Origin of the sequence: Pseudomonas sp. 86_A (assembly GCF_017491705.1) — a bacterium.
GTDB classification, from domain to species: Bacteria; Pseudomonadota; Gammaproteobacteria; order Pseudomonadales; family Pseudomonadaceae; genus Aquipseudomonas; species Aquipseudomonas koreensis.
In genome coordinates this window covers 85968-104234 of sequence record NZ_JAFGYS010000005.1, presented here as the reverse complement: position 1 = coordinate 104234, position 18267 = coordinate 85968, and the positions used below count along the sequence as shown (strand labels likewise).

The 18267-nt window shown below is 62.4% G+C and carries 22 protein-coding genes; 9 read left to right on the top strand and 13 right to left on the bottom strand.

Annotated elements, in window-relative coordinates:
• Window positions 1-133 precede the first annotated feature (133 nt).
• Complete coding sequence (locus J5M57_RS09400) at window positions 134-2017, top strand: TonB-dependent receptor (protein WP_207848996.1); 1884 nt, start codon at window positions 134-136, stop codon at window positions 2015-2017.
• A 152-nt stretch (window positions 2018-2169) separates the two neighbouring features.
• On the opposite strand, the gene J5M57_RS09395 is transcribed toward J5M57_RS09400, so the two are convergent.
• The 12 genes from J5M57_RS09395 to nrdR all read right to left on the bottom strand — a co-directional run bounded on the left by J5M57_RS09395 (window position 2170) and on the right by nrdR (window position 11119).
• Window positions 2170-2970 carry a cobalamin-binding protein gene (locus J5M57_RS09395; RefSeq protein ID WP_169843251.1) on the bottom strand — a complete coding sequence of 267 codons (801 nt, stop codon included), beginning with the start codon at window positions 2968-2970 and terminating at the stop codon, window positions 2170-2172.
• Window positions 2970-3389, bottom strand: coding sequence for a hypothetical protein (locus J5M57_RS09390; protein WP_064589429.1), 420 nt, complete (start codon window positions 3387-3389; stop codon window positions 2970-2972). Before J5M57_RS09390 ends, J5M57_RS09395 begins: the two co-directional genes overlap by 1 nt.
• Complete coding sequence (gene ribA, locus J5M57_RS09385; RefSeq protein ID WP_064589430.1) at window positions 3386-4003, bottom strand: GTP cyclohydrolase II; 618 nt, start codon at window positions 4001-4003, stop codon at window positions 3386-3388. The genes J5M57_RS09390 and ribA overlap by 4 nt, the downstream gene beginning before the upstream one ends.
• A gap of 238 nt (window positions 4004-4241) precedes the next feature.
• Window positions 4242-4979: a transporter substrate-binding domain-containing protein gene (locus J5M57_RS09380; RefSeq protein ID WP_207848994.1), complete on the bottom strand. Its 738-nt coding sequence runs from the start codon at window positions 4977-4979 to the stop codon at window positions 4242-4244.
• A 34-nt stretch (window positions 4980-5013) separates the two neighbouring features.
• Entirely contained in the window at window positions 5014-5517 is a 504-nt protein-coding gene (locus J5M57_RS09375) for a phosphatidylglycerophosphatase A (protein ID WP_003228639.1), read from the bottom strand.
• Window positions 5514-6479 (bottom strand): thiamine-phosphate kinase, encoded by a 966-nt coding sequence (gene thiL / locus J5M57_RS09370; protein ID WP_169843249.1) that lies wholly within the window; start codon window positions 6477-6479, stop codon window positions 5514-5516. Before thiL ends, J5M57_RS09375 begins: the two co-directional genes overlap by 4 nt.
• Window positions 6480-6497: 18 nt before the next feature.
• Complete coding sequence (gene nusB / locus J5M57_RS09365; protein WP_169843248.1) at window positions 6498-6998, bottom strand: transcription antitermination factor NusB; 501 nt, start codon at window positions 6996-6998, stop codon at window positions 6498-6500.
• Entirely contained in the window at window positions 6995-7471 is a 477-nt protein-coding gene (gene ribE, locus J5M57_RS09360) for a 6,7-dimethyl-8-ribityllumazine synthase (RefSeq protein WP_003228649.1), read from the bottom strand. The genes nusB and ribE overlap by 4 nt, the downstream gene beginning before the upstream one ends.
• A 232-nt stretch (window positions 7472-7703) precedes the next feature.
• Window positions 7704-8795, bottom strand: a complete 1092-nt coding sequence (gene ribBA, locus J5M57_RS09355; RefSeq protein ID WP_039761895.1) for a bifunctional 3,4-dihydroxy-2-butanone-4-phosphate synthase/GTP cyclohydrolase II — start codon at window positions 8793-8795, stop codon at window positions 7704-7706.
• 16 nt (window positions 8796-8811) lie between these two features.
• Entirely contained in the window at window positions 8812-9477 is a 666-nt protein-coding gene (locus tag J5M57_RS09350; protein ID WP_083367794.1) for a riboflavin synthase, read from the bottom strand.
• Between the two features lie 47 nt (window positions 9478-9524).
• Window positions 9525-10658 carry a bifunctional diaminohydroxyphosphoribosylaminopyrimidine deaminase/5-amino-6-(5-phosphoribosylamino)uracil reductase RibD gene (ribD, locus tag J5M57_RS09345; RefSeq protein ID WP_207848992.1) on the bottom strand — a complete coding sequence of 378 codons (1134 nt, stop codon included), beginning with the start codon at window positions 10656-10658 and terminating at the stop codon, window positions 9525-9527.
• Window positions 10655-11119, bottom strand: a complete 465-nt coding sequence (gene nrdR, locus J5M57_RS09340) for a transcriptional regulator NrdR (protein WP_003228656.1) — start codon at window positions 11117-11119, stop codon at window positions 10655-10657. Before nrdR ends, ribD begins: the two co-directional genes overlap by 4 nt.
• Before the next feature lie 128 nt (window positions 11120-11247).
• Here nrdR and J5M57_RS09335 point away from each other — a divergent pair, with 128 nt between their 5' ends.
• The 3 genes from J5M57_RS09335 (at window position 11248) to trxA (ending at window position 13418) form a co-directional block, all read left to right on the top strand.
• Window positions 11248-11712, top strand: a complete 465-nt coding sequence (locus J5M57_RS09335) for a YbaY family lipoprotein (protein ID WP_064590111.1) — start codon at window positions 11248-11250, stop codon at window positions 11710-11712.
• Window positions 11709-12362: a 50S ribosomal protein L11 methyltransferase gene (locus J5M57_RS09330; protein ID WP_207848990.1), complete on the top strand. Its 654-nt coding sequence runs from the start codon at window positions 11709-11711 to the stop codon at window positions 12360-12362. Before J5M57_RS09335 ends, J5M57_RS09330 begins: the two co-directional genes overlap by 4 nt.
• A 183-nt stretch (window positions 12363-12545) precedes the next feature.
• A complete protein-coding gene (gene trxA / locus J5M57_RS09325; RefSeq protein WP_207848988.1) occupies window positions 12546-13418 on the top strand; it encodes a thioredoxin in 873 nt (290 codons plus the stop codon).
• Between the two features lie 110 nt (window positions 13419-13528).
• Here the strand turns inward: trxA and J5M57_RS09320 are convergent, their stop codons facing one another.
• Window positions 13529-13888: a hypothetical protein gene (locus J5M57_RS09320; protein WP_169843243.1), complete on the bottom strand. Its 360-nt coding sequence runs from the start codon at window positions 13886-13888 to the stop codon at window positions 13529-13531.
• A gap of 135 nt (window positions 13889-14023) precedes the next feature.
• Here J5M57_RS09320 and J5M57_RS09315 point away from each other — a divergent pair, with 135 nt between their 5' ends.
• From J5M57_RS09315 to J5M57_RS09295, 5 genes are all read left to right on the top strand, one after another.
• Window positions 14024-14617, top strand: a complete 594-nt coding sequence (locus J5M57_RS09315; protein ID WP_083367789.1) for a DUF2796 domain-containing protein — start codon at window positions 14024-14026, stop codon at window positions 14615-14617.
• Window positions 14618-14752: 135 nt separating this feature from the next.
• Entirely contained in the window at window positions 14753-15463 is a 711-nt protein-coding gene (locus J5M57_RS09310; protein ID WP_064589440.1) for an ABC transporter ATP-binding protein, read from the top strand.
• 1 nt (window position 15464) lies between these two features.
• Window positions 15465-16730 carry an ABC transporter permease gene (locus tag J5M57_RS09305; RefSeq protein ID WP_169843242.1) on the top strand — a complete coding sequence of 422 codons (1266 nt, stop codon included), beginning with the start codon at window positions 15465-15467 and terminating at the stop codon, window positions 16728-16730.
• An 11-nt stretch (window positions 16731-16741) separates the two neighbouring features.
• Window positions 16742-17260: a DUF3299 domain-containing protein gene (locus J5M57_RS09300; protein WP_047296927.1), complete on the top strand. Its 519-nt coding sequence runs from the start codon at window positions 16742-16744 to the stop codon at window positions 17258-17260.
• A 225-nt stretch (window positions 17261-17485) separates the two neighbouring features.
• On the top strand, window positions 17486-18184 hold the full coding sequence (locus tag J5M57_RS09295) for an OmpW family outer membrane protein (protein WP_207848986.1): 699 nt from the start codon (window positions 17486-17488) through the stop codon (window positions 18182-18184).
• Window positions 18185-18267 lie beyond the last annotated feature (83 nt).

The following is an 18267-nucleotide window of genomic DNA, read 5'->3' as shown; positions in this document are numbered from 1 at the left end:
CTCCCCCCTGTAGGAGCTGCCGAAGGCTGCGATCTTTTGATCGTGATCGTCGGCAGCTCCAGACCTTTCTCAAAAGCAAAAGATCGCAGCCTTCGGCAGCTCCTACAGGTTTTTGCATAAACCACGGATTGTCATGAACCTCCCGCGCCTCGCCCTGCCCTTCCTCCTGCTGCAAGCCGCCAGCGCCCTCGCCGACACCTTCGAACGCGACGAAGCCCTGAAGCTGCCGGACACGCTGATCAGCGCCAACCGCCAGGTCGAGGCGCGCAATGACAGCAGCGCCACCAACACCGTATTCACCCGCGAAGACATCGACCGCCTGCAACCGAGCAGCGTCACCGATCTGCTGCAACGGGTGCCGGGCGTGCAAGTGGCGCAGGCCGGTGGGCGCGGCAGTCTGCCGGGGATCTACATTCGCGGCACGCAGTCTGCGCAGAGTCTGGTGCTGGTCGACGGCCAGCGCATCGGCAGCTCGACCTCCGGCGACAGCAACCTGCAGCACCTGAACATCGACCAGATCGAGCGCGTGGAAGTGCTGCGCGGTTCGCGCTCGGTGATTTATGGCAGCGATGCGATTGGCGGGGTGATTCAGATCTTCACCCGCCGCGGCAACGAGCAAGGTCTGCAGCCACGTCTGCACGTCGGGTTCGGCAGCAACCAGACCTGGGAGCGCAGCCTTGGCCTGTCCGGTGGCGATGACAAAACCCGCTTCAACCTTGGCGCCAGCCTGGATGACACCGCCGGCCTCGACCGCACTCATGAGTCCTACCCCAGCGACAGCGATCACGATGCCTACCGCAACAAATCCGTCAGCCTGAGCCTCAGCCATGCGCTGACCGATGACGTTGAGATCGGCGCCAATCTGCTGGATAACCGTGGCAAGAGTGAGTTCGACAACCCCTTTGGCCGCTTCGACACGAGCACCTTCGAATCGGTGCAGCAGCAGCCCTACAGCGACTTCAACGTCAGCAGTGTCAGCAGCTACGTCGACGCCCGGGTCAACGAAACCTGGAAAACCCGCATCGAGCTCGGCCACAGCGAGAACCGCGAAAAGACCCTCGACAAGCTCAGCGACGAGCGCACGGTGTTCAACACTTACCGCGACTCGGTGAACTGGCAGAACGACCTGACCCTGGATGCGCGCAACAGCCTGATCCTTGGCGGCGACTGGTACCAAGACCGGGTCAACAGCAGCACCGCGTTCAACGAAGACAGTCGCTGGAACCGCGCCGCGTTCATCCAGCATCGCTATCAGGCCGACAGCTTCTCCACAGAACTGGGTCTGCGCCACGACGACAACCAGCAGTTCGGCAGCCAGAACACCTGGAGCGGCACCTTCACCCTGCCGCTGAACCCGGACAACGATCTGCTGCTGAGCTACAGCGAAGGCTTCCGCGCGCCGACCTTCAACGACCTGTACTACCCGGATTTCAGCAACCCGGACCTGAAACCGGAAACCTCGAAAAGCTACGAGCTGCAATGGCGCAGCCAGTTGAGCGACACCAGCCGTCTCGAAGCGTCGATTTATCGCACGGACCTGGAAGACGCGATCATCTTCGGCAGCCACTCACGCCCGGAGAACGTTGCCTCGGCCCGGATCAACGGCTTCGAAGCGGCGCTGAAACAGGAACTGTTCGGCTGGCAGAGCAACCTCGGCGTGGCGCTCATCGACCCGCGTGATCGCGACACCGGGCATACCCTGGCCCGTCGCGCGCGTCGTACAGCCAGCTGGGATCTGGATCGCCAGTTCGACCGGTTGGGGCTGGGCGCCAGCTGGCAATTGGTCAGCGGCAGTTACGACGATTCGAACAACACCCAGCCGCTGGGTGGCTACGGCACCGTCGGATTGCGCAGCAGCTGGGCGCTGAACCGTGAGATCAAGCTGGACCTGAAGCTGGATAACCTGCTGGACAAGGGTTATAGCCGCGCGCTGTACAGCTATGACGGCAGTCAGTATGGCTATCGCGAGGAAGGTCGGGCGTGGGTGTTTGGCGTGACCTGGACACCGGGGCTCTAAGGTAAACCTTGATCAACTGTGGCGAGGGAGCTTGCTCCCGCCCGGCTGCGCAGCAGTCGTAATCCGGCTAGCTCGGTATGGCAGGCAGATTTGAGTGACAGGTTTTGGTGCTGCTGCGCAGCCCAGCGGGAGCAAGCTCCCTCGCCACAAGATTAGCGTTGTGGCTGAATGAGCTTACACAGTTTGGCGGTGGCTTCGATCATCTGCCCGCTCGGGCGTTCCAGGCCTTTGTCGCTGACCAACAGCAACTGCCCATGCCCCACTGCCGCCACCTGCGGCCACGCTTTCCACGCATCAAGCTGGGCCTGATCGCCGGCCAGAATCACCTCGGGATTGCGTTGCAGCACCGCTTCGATACTGACCTGCGGCGCCGGCAGACTCAGGTCGGCGAACACGTTGCGTGCACCGCACACTTCAAGCGCATCGCTGATGATCTGCCCGCCACCGACGGTGTATAACGGCTTGTCCCAGACTTGGTAGAAGACGTTCAACGGCGTGTCCCGGCGATAGCGCTGGCGCAAGTCATTGAGTTTCTCGCGCAGCTCAGCGGCCAGTTTCAGCCCACGCTCAGGTCGCCGCAATTGACTGGCAATCGCTTCAATCTGCGCAGACAGCTGTTCGAGATTGTGCGGTTCGGCCACGTAAGTCGGAATGTTCAGGTGTTTGAGTTGGTCGCGTTGCGCCGGGCCGACACTGCCGGGCCACAGCAGCAATAAATCGGGCTTGAGGCTGAGCAGTCGCTCCATGTCCAATTGACCGTAGCGCCCCACTGACGGCACATCCTTGAGCGCAGCAGGACGCTCGCCAGCATCCAGCACACCGACCAAGAGGTCAGCCGAATCCAGCTCAACGACGATTTCAGACAGAGAAGGCGCGAGGCTCACCACCCGCAGGCTCGCCAGCACCGGGCCGGCGCAGGCCAGCAGCAGAACCGCCAGCCACAGACGACGCATCAGCCGAGCTGACGCGGAATGCGATAGAGGTAGAACAGCACGGCCGTGGACAGCGCCAACAGCATCAACGGCACCGCTTCGAGGCCGACGAACACCGCCAGTGCACCGATCCACGCCGGCAATGCCGCCGCGAGGAATGCATGACGACGCTGGGTCGCCAAAGCAATCCAGGCCGCCGGTTCATCAGGGGTATCGAGGGCTTTCTGCGTGGCGATCAGCGCGTGTTTGTAGCGGCCGAAGAACTTCAGGCTTACAAACATCGAGGCCACGCCGGCAATGAACATCGGCATGGCCAGCACCGGCAGAATGCCTTCGCCCTGGCCGAACAGGCCGTTGAGAACGAACAGCGGCACCAGTGCCAGCGCCAGGTATTTCCACCAGTCGACTGCCAGACGGCGTCGCACCTGACCGCGAGTCACGCGCGGTCTACCTCGCCCTGATGCTCGTTGCCCATCATGTGGTCGAGCTTGCTGGCCTTGGTCGCCAGGTAAAGTTTGTTATGCGGGTTGTGGCCGGTGTGCAGCGGTACGCGCTCGGCGACGACGATGTTCATGTCGGTCAGGGCTTTGACCTTGCGCGGGTTGTTGGTCATCAGACGCAGGGACTTCACACCCAGGTGCTCAAGCATCGGCAGGCACATGGCGTAGTCGCGCTGGTCGGCAGCAAAGCCCAGACGCTCGTTGGCTTCAACGGTGTCGGCACCGCCGTCCTGCAACTCGTAGGCGCGAATCTTGTTCAGCAGACCGATGCCGCGCCCTTCCTGACGCAGGTACAGCAGCACGCCACGGCCTTCACGGGCGATGGCCTTGAGGGCCGCTTCGAGTTGCGAGCCGCAGTCGCAGCGCTGGCTGAACAGGGCGTCGCCGGTCAGGCACTCGGAGTGCAACCGGCCGAGGACCGGGGCACCGTCGGCGAAATCACCCAGGCTCAGCACAACGTGCTCGCGGCCGGTGGCTTCATCGAGAAAACCGTGCATGGTGAATTGCGCAAAAGGCGTTGGCAGCTTGGAAGCGGCGACAAAAACGACAGGCACCGGTGTGCTCCTGATCTAAAAAGTCTGAAGATTCGCAGGCCGGCATTGTAACAGCAGGTGCCTGCAGGCGCTTAGGCTGAATTATCGGGCATAACGATCAAAAAGTTTGATGTCTCCTCGAACGCCAGGGATCCCTGTAGGAGCTGTCGAGTGAAACGAGGCTGCGATCTTTTTGTCTGGTTGTATCAGATCAAGATCAAAAGATCGCAGCGTGCCGCAGCTCCTACGGGAATTCGCATCAGTTCGGCTCAAACGGATACGGCTGCTTCCACTTTTCGAACACCGGCTTCAGTTCGCCGCTCTTCACCAACTGCTCCATGCGCTTGTCGAACAGCGCCATCAACGTCCGTGCCTGCGGCGTGTCGGCGAAGCACAGATACAGCGGCAGTTCGGCGATGTGGGTCTTGCGAAACTGCGTCGGATCCTTGGCCCGGCCGACCACGTAATCGATTTCGGTCTGCGCATCAATGTAATAGTCGGCGCGGTTGTGGGTCAGCATCGACAGGATCCCGGTGCGCCGAATGACCTCGTTGTAGCTTTTCACATTGGGCAAATAATTCTGATAGTCGTAGCCACGCACCCATGCCAATCGATAGCTACCCAGGGTTTCCGGCGTCGGTGCCGGGTTGCTGGCAAGGCCCAGGGCGTAGATGTGGTCGGTGTCGAAGTTCCAGTGCGGATAGAGCAGGTCGCTGAACTCTTCATGATAAGAGCCGACACAGGCATCGACTTCACCACGCTGAGCCAGGCCCACCGAGCGCGTGTACGGTTCGGTGCGAATATCCAGCTTCACCCCGACCGGTTCGAACACCTTGCGCAGCACGTCCCAGCCCAGACCATGGCCGTCGGCGGCGGTGTAGTCTTCCCAGTCTTCGCTGGCCAGATGGATGACCGCAGGCGTCGGCGCGGCTTCCTGCGCACTGGCGACAGTGCCCAGCAAGGTAAAAAACACCAGCGCCAGCCAGCGTCGAGCCATCCTTAGTCTCCTCACTGAAGCCGGACAATCCGGATCAGGCGAAAATCCACACCAGCCCCTGCATCGCCAGCCAGGCGAACACGCCGGCCAGCACGTCGTCGAGCATGATCCCGACGCCACCGTGGACGTGCCGGTCGATCCAGCGAATCGGCCACGGCTTGAGAATGTCGAAGAAGCGGAACATCAGGAACCCGGCAAGCAACCAGTACCAGCCTTCCGGCACCAGCCACAAGGTGATCCACATCCCGACCATCTCGTCCCAGACGATGCCTTCGTGGTCGTGTACCCGCAGATCATCGGCAACCTTGCCGCACAGCCAGAAGCCGAACAGCATGGTGATGCCAAGCATCAGCCAGTAACCCCAGTCGGGCAACATCTGCCACAACGGGATAAAGGGTAGCGCAACTAACGAACCCCACGTGCCCGGCGCTTTCGGCAAGGTGCCGGAACCGAAGCCGAACGCGAGAAAATGCCAGGGATTGCGCCAGACCGACGGCGGAACGAATTCGGCCGGAACCTGTTTCGGGTGATCTGTCACGGTGTCTCCTGAAAATGTTGATAGCCCCGGATTTGCGGGGTGATGTCGTGTCCTTCGCGATCCAGCAGCACCACACCCTGGCCCTGCGTCACCCGCCCGATCACATGGATCGGCCAGCCATCGGCCAGCAGCGCCGGCAACTCGACGGACGGTAGCGTGAAGGCCAGCACGTAGTCATCGCCGCCGCTCAATGCCGCACGCTCCGCGCCGCGCTGGCCGAGAAACGCCACTAAAGCGTTCGACAGCGGTACGCGCTCGCGTTCAACTTCGAGGCGTACCTGCGACGCCAGCGCGATATGTCCGCAGTCGGCGAGCAGGCCATCGGAGATGTCCAGCGCCGAAGTGGCTTTGCCACGCAATGCCTGACCGAGGGCCAGCTGTGGCTGGGGCGACCAGTAATGATCGAGCAAGGGCCGGGCGATCTCCGCTTCGGCTTCACGCTGGCCGAGCACCAGCGGCAAGGCGCCAGCGGCATTGCCCAACTCGCCGCCGACGCACAGCAGATCCCCCGCTTGCGCACCGCTGCGGGTCAACGCCTGGCCGGCCGGAACCCGACCGAACACCGTGACCGTCAGGCTCAACGGCCCACGGGTGGTGTCGCCGCCGACCAGCGCAACGCCGCAGCTCTGCGCCATACGGTTCAAACCGCGGGCATAGGCTTGCAGCCAATCGGCAGTCACCGTCGGCACAGTCAGGGCAAGGGTAAAGGCAACGGGCGTGGCGCCCATGGCGGCCAGATCGCTGACCGCGACGGCCAGCGAGCGCTGACCGAGCAGAAACGGATCGCAGGGATCGGCGAAATGCACGCCGGCCACCAGCGTATCGGTGGAGATCGCCAACTGTTCCCCGGGGGGAACCGCCAGCAAGGCGCAGTCGTCGCCGATCCCCAGTGCAACGCCCTCGCCGCCCTGCGCACAAGGCGCGGCGGCGAAGAAATTGCGGATCAGCTCAAACTCGCCCATTGCGATATCAAGCGCTGATCAGCGCTTGAACGCCTTGACTTCAGCTTCACGCAGGCGCGGAGCCAGCTTGTCGAGTACGCCGTTGACGAACTTGTGGCCGTCGGTCGAACCGAAGACTTTCGCCAGCTCGATACCTTCGTTGATCACAACGCGGTACGGCACGTCGACGCGCTTGAGCAGCTCCCAGGTGGACAGGCGCAGAACTGCCAGTTCAACCGGGTCCAGCTCTTCGATTTCGATGTCCAGGCAAGGCTTGAGCGCGATGTCGATTTCGGTGCGGCTTGCCGGAACCCCGTGCAGGATTTCGCGGAAATACGCGCCATCGACATCGGTGAAATCGTTATCAACGCGGAACTGCGCTTCGATCTCGTTCAGCGAAGCCTTGGCCATGTGCCATTGATACAGCGCTTGAGTCGCGAGCTGACGGGCTTCGCGACGCTTGACGCTTTTCGATGGCTTGCCGGCATCCGCAGGTTTCGGATCGCGCGGGTTGAAACGATCGCTATCGTCGCTAATCACTTGGCCTCCAACTGCGCCAGCAGGCTGACCATTTCCAGAGCGGACAGGGCAGCTTCAGCACCTTTGTTGCCGGCCTTGGTGCCGGAACGCTCGATGGCTTGCTCGATGGAATCGACGGTCAGGACGCCGAAAGCGACCGGTACGCCGAATTCCATGGATACCTGGGCCAGACCCTTGGTGCACTCGCCTGCCACGTATTCGAAGTGCGGGGTGCCGCCACGAATGACCGCGCCGAGGGCGATGATGGCTGCGAATTCACCTTTCTGGGCGACTTTCTGCGCAACCAGCGGGATTTCGAAGGCGCCAGGTGCGCGGATGATGGTGATGTCGCTTTCGCTCACGCCGTGGCGAACCAGGGCATCAACTGCACCGCTGACCAGGCTTTCAACCACGAAGCTGTTGAAACGGCCCACTACCAGAGCGTAGCGGCCTTTAGGGGCGATGAAGGTACCTTCGATGGTCTTCAGGGTCATTCGTCAGTTCTCTTAAAGAGCCGGGACGCGTCTCGTACGCATCCCTCAGTGATATTAGCCACGAATACAAGGCCGGAAATCCCGCATTGCTGGTTGATGACGAACCTGTGGCGAGGGAGCTTGCTCCCGCTGGGCAGCGCAGCGGCCCTTTTGTGGGTGCTGCGCACCCAAGCGGGAGCAAGCTCCCTCGCCACAATCAATCTACTTCAACAATGCCGAAAACGACCGGTCATTATTCGGAGGGCACGTATTCTACAACTTCCAGATCGAAACCGGATATCGCATTAAATTTCATCGGTGCCGACATCAGGCGCATTTTGCGTACACCGAGGTCACGCAGGATCTGCGAACCTGCACCGACGATGCTGTAGGTGGTCGGTTTTTTCGGCGCTGCCTGCTCACCGGTTTCGCGGATGTGCGCCAGCAGCACGTCGCCGTCCAGCGGGTGACCAAGCAACAGCACCACACCGCTGCCGGCCTCGGCCACCGCGGCCATGGCGGCGCGCAGGCTCCAGCGGCCCGGTTGCTTGACCATCAACAGGTCGCGCAGCGGGTCCATGTTGTGCACGCGAACCAGGGTCGGCTCTTCGGCGCAAACGGTGCCCAGCGTGAGGGCCATGTGCACGTCACCTTCCACCGAATCACGATAGGTCACCAGGTTGAATTGGCCCAGTTCGCTGTCCAGCGGCTGCTCGGCAATCCGCTGAACGGTACGTTCGTGGATCATCCGGTAGTGAATCAGGTCGGCGATGGTGCCGATCTTGATGTTGTGTTCGGCAGCGAAAGCTTCCAGTTCGGCGCGGCGGGACATGGTGCCGTCGTCGTTCATCACTTCGCAGATCACGCCGCTCGGCTCGAAACCGGCCATGCGCGCCAGATCGCAGGCGGCTTCGGTGTGGCCGGCGCGCGCGAGGGTGCCGCCGGCCTGAGCCATCAGCGGGAAGATGTGCCCCGGGCTGACGATGTCTTCAGCCTTGGCGTCTTTGGCGGCGGCCGCTTGCACGGTGCGCGCACGGTCGGCGGCGGAGATCCCGGTGGTGACGCCTTCGGCGGCTTCGATCGACACGGTGAACTTGGTGCCGAAACCGGAACCGTTACGCGGGGCCATCAGTGGCAGCTTCAACAGCTCGCAGCGCTCGCGGCTCATCGGCATGCAGATCAGGCCACGGGCGTGCTTGGCCATGAAGTTGATGTGCTCGGCCTGGCAGCATTCGGCGGCCATGATCAGGTCGCCTTCGTTCTCGCGGTCTTCGTCATCCATGAGGATGACCATCTTGCCTTGGCGGATGTCTTCAACCAGTTCTTCGATGCTATTGAGCGCCACAAGGCCCCCCCTTCAGTCAGGATTTGAGGTAGCCGTTGGCGGCCAGAAAGCTTTCAGTGATCGTGCCGCCAGCGCTCGGCTCTGCGGCCTTGTCGCCCAAGAGCAAACGCTCCAGATAACGCGCCAGCAAGTCGACTTCCAGATTTACCCGGCGACCAGGCTTATAAGAAGCCATGATGGTTTCGCTCAGGGTGTGCGGAATGATCGTCAACAGGAATTCGGCGCCATCGACCGCGTTCACGGTCAGGCTGGTGCCGTCGACGGTGACCGAACCTTTATGGGCGATGTACTTGGCCAGTTCTTTCGGCGCGCGGATGCGAAATTCCACGGCGCGGGCATTGTCGCTGCGCGACACCACTTCGCCGACACCGTCGACATGGCCGCTGACCAGATGCCCGCCGAGACGGGTGGTCGGGGTCAGGGCTTTTTCCAGATTGACCGGGCTGCCGCTTTTCAGGTCATTCATGGCGGTGCAGTCCAGCGTTTCGCGGCTGACGTCGGCGGCAAAGCCGTCGCCCGGCAGTTCAACGGCGGTCAGGCACACGCCGTTGACGGCGATGCTGTCGCCGAGCTTGACATCGCTCAGGTCGAGCTTGCCGGTTGCGACGTGCACCCGTACATCACCGCCCTTGGGGGTCAGTGCACGGATACTGCCGATGGATTCGATGATGCCGGTAAACATGGGGTTCTCCTTGAGAACGAAGCCAGCGCTAAGGCGATGGCCGGGAATTATACGCTCGCCGAACGGACCGGCGTCGCAGTGACTCGCCAGTCATCGCCAACCGCGCGGATTTCAGTGATTTTCAGCTCCGCAGCGTCCTTCATATAGGTCAACGGCCAGTCCAGCAACGGCCGTGCCGAGGAGCCGAGGAACTTGCCGGCAATGAAGATCACGAACTCGTCGACCAGACCGAGCTGGGCAAAGGCGCCGGCCAGTCGTGGCCCGGCCTCGACCAGTACTTCATTGACGCCACGGCCGGCCAGTTCGATCAGCAGTTGATGCAGATCGACCTGACCGTCATCGCCCGGCACGATCAGGCATTCCGGGCCGTTGGCGTATTGCTCTTCGACTGCCATGCAGGTGGCGACCAGCGCCGGACCGGCTTTGAAGAACGGCGCATCCAACGGCACCCGCAGGCGCCCGTCGATCAGCACCCGCAGCGGCGGACGGCTCATGGCCAAGGCAGTTTGCTCGGCATCCAGGCCCAACTCGTCGGCGCGCACGGTCAAGCGTGCGCCGTCAGCCAGCACCGTGTCGGCACCGGTCAGCACCACGCTGGCCTGGGCGCGTAGACGCTGCACCGCCGAACGGGCAGCCGGGCCGGTGATCCATTGGCTCTCGCCGCTCTCCATCGCCGTGCGACCGTCGAGACTCATGGCCAACTTGACCCGCACGAACGGCAGGCCATGTTCCATACGCTTAAGGAAACCTTGATTGAGCTTGCGCGCTTCAGCTTCCAGCACGCCGCTTTCGGTGGCGATCCCGGCATCGGCCAGACGCTGCAAGCCTCGCCCGGCAACTTGCGGGTTCGGATCACGCATCGCCGCGACCACCCGGCCCACCCCGGCATTCACCAGCGCGTCGGCGCACGGCGGCGTACGGCCATGGTGGCTGCACGGCTCAAGGGTGACGTAAGCCGTCGCCCCCCGGGCCAGTTCACCGGCGGCGCGCAAGGCATGGACTTCAGCGTGGGGTTCGCCGGCCCGTTCATGAAAGCCTTCGCCGACAATCTGCCCGTCGCGCACGATCACGCAGCCAACCCGAGGATTGGGGTGCGTGGTGTAGTGGCCTTTGCGCGCCAGTTCCAGCGCGCGGGCCATGAAGTGAGCGTCGAGGATGGCCTGCTCGGCGGCGCGGGTCATTCTTTCACCGGTTCGCGGGCGAGGCGGTCGATCTCTTCGCGGAACTCGTTGAGGTCCTGGAAGCGGCGATACACCGAAGCGAAACGGATGTAGGCCACTTCATCGAGCTTTTGCAGTTCGGCCATCACCAGTTCGCCGACCACGAGGGATTTGACCTCGCGCTCGCCGGTGGCGCGCAGCTTGTGCTTGATGTGAACCAGAGAGGATTCGAGGCGCTCGACGCTCACCGGACGTTTCTCCAGGGCGCGTTGCATGCCGGCGCGGAGTTTTTCTTCGTCGAACGGTTGGCGGCTGCCGTCGGTTTTGATCAGGCGCGGCAACACCAGTTCGGCCGTCTCGAACGTCGTGAAACGTTCGCCGCAGGCCAGGCATTCACGCCGGCGGCGCACCTGTTCGCCCTCGGCGACCAGACGCGAGTCGATGACCTTGGTGTCGTTGGCACCGCAGAAGGGACAGTGCATGGTGGCTGGCAACAAAAAAAGGGAGGGCCATGGTAGCGCATCCCGGTGGCAAGACAAGCCATAGGGTTTGCGGTATACAGACTGCCATGATCGTTTGATCCATGGATTTCATTTTGCTGGAGCTGCCAATGCCGCTACGACCGCTCGTTTTGCTCAGTCTTTTCGCCCTGCTGGTGGCCTGCGGCAGCGATAAACCCAAGCCGCAGCCGCCGACGCCAGGACCGGCGCCGCAACAGGCGCAGAAAAAAGCCAAAGAAGCTGCCGACCTCGGACCGCTGCCAGCCTACCAACGGGAGCTGAGCGGCACCTTGCAAGGCGTGCCGGCCGGGGCCGAAGTCGAACTGGCGCTGCTGGTGATCGACGAGAAGTCGCGCCCGCAACAACTGCTTGCCAGTTCCAGCCTGATCGGCAACAACCAGATCCTGCCGTTTCGCCTGCGCTTCAACCCGGACGCCTTTCCGGCCGGTGCGCGGGTTGAGTTGCGCGGTCGTGCCACGCAGTCGGGCCAGTTGATCCTGCACCTGCCGTCGCAAACCATCACCCAGCCAACCACTCAGGCGCTGGGCCAGCTGCAATTTGTCAAAGCACCATGACGGCACCGCTCGACCTGCAACAAGCGCTGGGTGAATTGCTCGGTGATGCCCGGCTCAAGGCCTGTGCATTGCCGGGCACCGACTTGCAGCTGTGGCTGATCGACGGCGACAACATGCACCGCGAGTTCAGCCCCGACGAAACCCGGCGCATCCTCCATGAACCGCCTTATTGGAGCTTTTGCTGGGCCAGCGGTCTGGCGGTGGCGCGGTATCTGGCCGAATTCCCGGAATGGGTGCGTGGCAAACGGGTTCTGGATTTCGGCGCCGGCTCCGGGATTGCCGGAATTGCTGCGGTGAAGGCCGGGGCGCAGGAAGTGGTGGCCTGTGATCTCGATCCACTGGCAATTGCCGCGTGCCGGGCCAATGCTGAACTCAATGATGTGCAGATGAGCTATTCGACGGACTTCTTCGCCGAGGCTGATCGCTTCGATCTGATTCTGGTGGCGGACGTGCTCTACGACCGCGAGAACCTGCCGCTGCTCGATGCGTTTCTCAGCCGTGGTCGCGAGGCGCTGGTGGCGGATTCGCGGGTTCGCGATTTTCGTCATCCGTTGTATCAGCGCATCGAAATGCTTGAGGCGATGACCTTGCCGGATCTGGCGGAGCCGGAAGAGTTTCGCCATGTCAGCCTGTACCACGCGCGGCGCTAGCTAAAAGCATCGCGGGCAAGCCCGCTCCCACAAGGGGTTGGTGAACGCCATAGATCCAATGTGGGAGCGAGCCTGCTCGCGAAAGCGTCCTGCCAGGCGACACAATGCTCAAACCTGCACCGCTTCCGGCCGCACCCCGCCAAGCCGTATAGTTGCCCCATCCACGCTTTTACGAGATCCCCCATGAGTCAGCAAACGCCGTACATCTTCGACGCCACGACTGCCGATTTCGACCAGTCGGTGATCGAAGCTTCTTTCAACAAACCGGTGCTGGTGGATTTCTGGGCCGAGTGGTGTGCGCCGTGCAAGGCGTTGATGCCGATGCTGCAAGGCATTGCCGAGAGCTATCAGGGCGAGCTGCTGCTGGCCAAGGTCAACTGCGACATCGAGCAGGACATCGTGGCCCGCTTCGGCATTCGCAGCCTGCCGACCGTGGTGCTGTTCAAGGACGGTCAACCGGTCGACGGTTTTGCCGGTGCACAACCGGAATCCGCCGTGCGCGCCCTGCTCGAACCGCATGTGCAGATGCCGCCACCGGCCGCCGCCGACCCGTTCGAACAGGCGCAAGCGCTGTTTGACGATGGCCGTTACGCCGATGCCGAAGCGGCGCTGGTGGTGATGCTCAACGAAGACAACAGCAACGCCAAGGCGCTGATCCTGTACGCCCGCTGCCTGACCGAGCGCGGCGAACTGGACGAAGCGCAAACCGTACTCGACGCGGTCAAGAGCGATGAGCACAAGGCTGCACTGGCCGGTGCCAAGGCGCAGATCAAGTTCCTCGGCCTGGCCCGTGACCTGCCGGATGCCGCTGACCTCAAGGCGCGTCTGGCACAGAACCCACAGGACGACGAAGCGGTGTATCAACTGGCGATCCAGCAACTGGCGCGTCAGCAATACGAGGCGGCGCTGGAGGCCTTGCTCAAGCTGTTCATCCGCAACCGCAGCTACGGCGAGGGCTTGCCGCACAAGACCCTGCTGCAGGTGTTCGAACTGCTGGGCAACGATCATCCGCTGGTGACCGCTTACCGCCGCAAAGTGTTCGCTGCGCTTTATTAAGATCAAAAGATCGCAGCCTGCGGCAGCTCCTACAGGTTCAGCGTTCATCCGCAAAACGGGTGACGCATCGCCCCATGTAGGAGCTGCCGCAGGCTGCGATCTTTTGCGGCTTACTCGACCCAGCTGTAGAGCGGCGTATCGCCGCCGCTCGCCACTTTCACTTGCGAGCTGTGGCGCAAGCGCACCAGCAGCCGTTTGCCCGCCGCCGCGCTGCCGGTCAAACCCTCAAGCTGCTCCAGCAGGTCCGGCCCGCTGAGCTGTCCGGCCTTGCGCAACAGGTCCTGCGCGACTTGCCACACGGCATCGTCCTGATTCTGCGGTTTCGCTGTTGGCGTCAGCGATGCCGCTGGCGACTGCTCGCTCTGCGACTGCGCCCCCAGCGCTGCACCGAGCTTCGCCCAATCGCTGTCATCCAGCTCCACCGTCAAATCCACCGGCATCGCGCCGACGGTTCCGCGTATCCGCAACATCTGCTTCGCTCCTGCACATTTCTGACCTGCATGCTCCCACGGGACTTGTGCAACGCCAAGCAGGCGGGCAAACTCTGCGGACTTTCGTTATAAGATTACATAACAAACTCTTCACTTTACTTTCCGGAGACCGCCATGCGTCGTCTGCTGCTCGCTTTGCCGTTTGCCCTGTTGCCGCTGGCCATCGCCCACGCCGCCGATGAGCACGATCATGACCACGAGCACGGCAGCCTCGGCGCCCATGAGCATGGCGTTGGCCGCTTGAACGCCGCACTCGACGGCCAGACCCTGGAGCTGGAACTGGAAAGCCCGGCGATGAACCTGGTCGGCTTCGAACACGCCGCCACCACCGACGCCGACAAAGCCAAGGTCGTGGCCGCTCGCACGAAACTGGAGAACCCGCTGGCGCTGTTCAACCTGCCCGCCGCCGCGGGTTGCAAAGTAGCCAGCCAGGAACTGGAAAGCCCGCTGTTCGGCGACAAGCCGGCCGCCGAAGATCACGACGATGATGAAGCGGACAAGGACGGTCACGAGCATCACCACGATCACAGCGAAATCCACGCACACTATCAATTCAGCTGCGCAGCCCCGGGTGCTCTGAAGACACTCGACTTGGCGAACATCTTCAATACCTTCCCGGCGACCCAGAAAATTCAGGTACAACTGATCGGCCCGAGCGGCCAGCAAGGTACGGAAGTCACGGCCAAGGCGGCTGCCCTGAAATTCTGATTGTCTGAAAATCTCCTGTAGGAGCTGCCGAAGGCTGCGATCTTTTGATCCTGATCTTTTTAGAAGCAAGATCAAAGATCGCAGCCTTCGGCAGCTCCTACAGGGGTTCTGAGTTCAACTCTTGAAACTGGCGCCATGACCCAAGCACTCATCGAACTGTCCGACCTGGGCTTCAACTGGCCCGGTCACCCGCCGCTGCTGGACATCCCGGCGTTTCGCCTGGAGCCAGGGGAAACCCTGTTCCTCAAAGGCCCCAGCGGCAGTGGCAAGACCACCCTGCTCGGCCTGCTCGGCGGGGTGCAAAAACCCGGGCGCGGCAGCATTCGCCTGCTCGGCCAGGAGCTGACCGAACTCGGTGCCGGCGCCCGCGACCGCTTTCGTGTCGATCACACTGGCTACATCTTCCAGCAGTTCAACCTGCTGCCGTTTCTCTCGGTGCGCGAGAACGTCGAGTTGCCCTGCCACTTCTCCAAACTGCGCGCTGAACGGGCGAAACAGCGTCACGGCAGCGTCGATCAGGCTGCCGCCACGCTGCTTGCCCACTTGGGTCTGAAGGACGAAAGCCTCCTCGGTCGTCGCGCCGACTCGCTGTCGATCGGTCAGCAGCAACGGGTTGCCGCCGCCCGTGCCTTGATCGGCCAACCGGAACTGGTGATCGCCGACGAACCGACCTCGGCGCTGGATTACGACGCCCGGGAAAACTTCATTCGCCTGCTGTTCGCCGAATGCCGCGAGGCCGGCTCGAGCCTGTTGTTCGTTAGCCACGACCAGAGCCTGGCGCCGCTGTTCGACCGTCACCTGTCCCTGGCCGAGCTCAATCGCGCCGCCACGTCTGCCGAGGTCTGAGATGTATCTGTTTCGTCTGGCCATGGCCAGCCTGGCCAACCGCCGTTTCACCGCCCTGCTCACCGCGTTCGCCATTGCTTTGTCGGTGTGCCTGCTGCTCGCCGTCGAGCGCGTGCGCACCGAGGCCAAGGCCAGCTTCGCCAGCACCATCAGCGGCACCGACCTGATCGTCGGCGCCCGCTCCGGTTCGGTGAACCTGCTGCTGTACTCGGTGTTCCGCATCGGCAACGCCACCAACAACATCCGCTGGGACAGCTTCGAACACTTTGCCAGCAACCCGAAAGTGAAGTGGGCGATCCCGATGTCCCTTGGCGACTCGCACCGCGGTTACCGGGTGATGGGCACCACCGAGGCGTATTTCGAGCATTACCAGTACGGTCGCCAGCAGCACCTGGAACTGGCTGATGGTCGGGCGTTTGCCACCGATCCATTCGAAGTGGTGCTCGGCGCCGAAGTGGCCGAGGCGCTGCACTACAAGCTCGGCGACCAACTGGTGCTGGCCCACGGTGTGGCAGCGATCAGTCTGGTCAAGCACGACGACAAACCGTTCACCGTGGTCGGCATTCTCAAACGCACCGGCACCCCGGTGGACCGCACGTTGCACATCAGCCTCGGCGGCATGGAAGCGATTCACATCGACTGGCACAACGGCGTGCCGGCCCGGGGCAACGGGCGCATCACGGCGGACCAGGCGCGCAACATGGACCTGACGCCACAGGCAATCACCGCGTTCATGCTCGGCCTCAACAGCAAGATTTCCACCTTCGCCCTGCAACGCGAAATCAACGAATACCGCGGTGAGCCAATGCTGGCGATCCTGCCGGGCGTGGCCTTGCAGGAGTTGTGGAGCCTGATGAGCACCGCGGAAAAAGCGCTGTTCGTGGTCTCGCTGTTCGTGGTGCTGACCGGGTTGATCGGCATGCTCACGGCGATTCTCACCAGCCTCAACGAGCGTCGCCGCGAGATGGCGATTCTGCGTTCGGTCGGTGCGCGGCCGTGGCACATCGCAAGCCTGCTAGTGCTGGAAGCCTTCGCCCTGGCACTGACCGGGGTGATCGCCGGGCTGGGGTTGCTGTACATCGGTATCGCTGCGGCGCAGGGTTATGTGCAGGCCAATTACGGGCTGTATCTGCCGCTGGCGTGGCCGAGCGAGTATGAATGGACGCTGCTCGGTGGCATTCTGGCGGCCGCGCTGCTGATGGGCAGCGTGCCGGCCTGGCGCGCGTATCGCCAATCCCTGGCCGATGGCCTGTCGATCCGTTTATGAGGATGTTCACCATGCCCCGCGCCGTGCTTGCGCTGCTGTTGCTGGTTGCCCTGCCTGTGTGGGCAGCAGCGCCGAAAGACCTGACCTGGTCGGAGATGATCCCGCCGGACGCCGCGCCGGAAGTGCCGAACATGACGCCATTGCATGACCTGTCGAAGATGGGCGACGCGCTCTCGGCAGAGTCGGCGCCAGCGGCAAAACAGGACATGCCGAATGCGCCGGTGGTGCAGAGCCTGGACGGCCAGAACATTCGCCTGCCGGGGTATATCGTGCCTCTGGAAGTCAACGAAGAGGGGCGCACCACGGACTTTCTGCTGGTGCCGTACTTCGGCGCCTGCATCCACGTGCCGCCACCGCCGTCGAACCAGATCGTGCATGTAAAAAGCGAGCTGGGGGTGAAGCTCGACGAGCTGTATCAGCCGTACTGGGTGGAGGGACCGTTGCAGGTCAAGGCGTCCACCAGCGAACTGGCCGACGCCGGGTATCAGATGGCGGCGGACAAGATTTATGTGTATGAGCTGCCGGAGTAATACCCGGAGGTTTTGAGTTGCCGGATCAGTTGCTATCGCGAGCAGGCTCACTCCTACAGGGGGAACGTATTCCAAATGTAGGAGTGAGCCTGCTCGCGATGGGGCCGGCCAAGGTTCCACAAAAAACCATCCCTTCACTGTTTCATTGAGCTGAGTCAAAAGACCGTATCAGTTGGCTTCATACCATAGGGCATCAGACATTTTTAACGTCCTTTTGGAGCTCCCATGAACAAGTCCTTGCTCAGCGCTTCGCTGTTTGCTCTCGCGCTCGCAGCCCCGCTCGCCCACGCCCACGAGGCCGGCGACATCATCGTTCGCGCCGGTGCGATCACCGTCAACCCGAAGGCCGACAGCTCCAGCGTCAAGGTCGATCAGGGTCCGCTGAGCGGCACCAACCTGGGCGGCAAGGCGACCATGAGCAGCGACACCCAACTGGGTCTGAACTTCGCCTACATGCTGACCAACAACATCGGTATCGAGTTGCTGGCCGCGTCCCCGTTCGAGCATGACGTGAAGATCAAAGGCACCGCGTTGTCAGCCGCCAACGGCAAACTCGGCACCCTGAAACACCTGCCGCCCACCCTCAGCGTCGTCTACTACCCGCTGGCAGCGACGTCGCCATTCCAGCCGTACATCGGCGGCGGCATCAACTACACCTGGATCTACGACGAGCACGTCGGCAGCGAAGCCCAGTCCAACGGTTTCAGCAACTTCAAGGCGAAAAACTCCTGGGGTCTGGCCTGGCAGGTCGGCGCTGACTACATGCTGACCGACAACATCATGCTCAACGCCCAGGTGCGCTACATCGACATCAACACCCGCGCCACCGTCGAGAACAACGCAGTGGCGCCGGGCACCCGTGCCAAAGTGAATGTTGATGTCGATCCATTTGTGTACATGGTGGGTCTGGGCTACAAGTTCTAAGCAACACTCGAACATTCGCGTGGTGGTGAATGAGGCTTTGGGTGAGCAGGCTTGGAACTGACGACGATCACTTCGTGATCGAT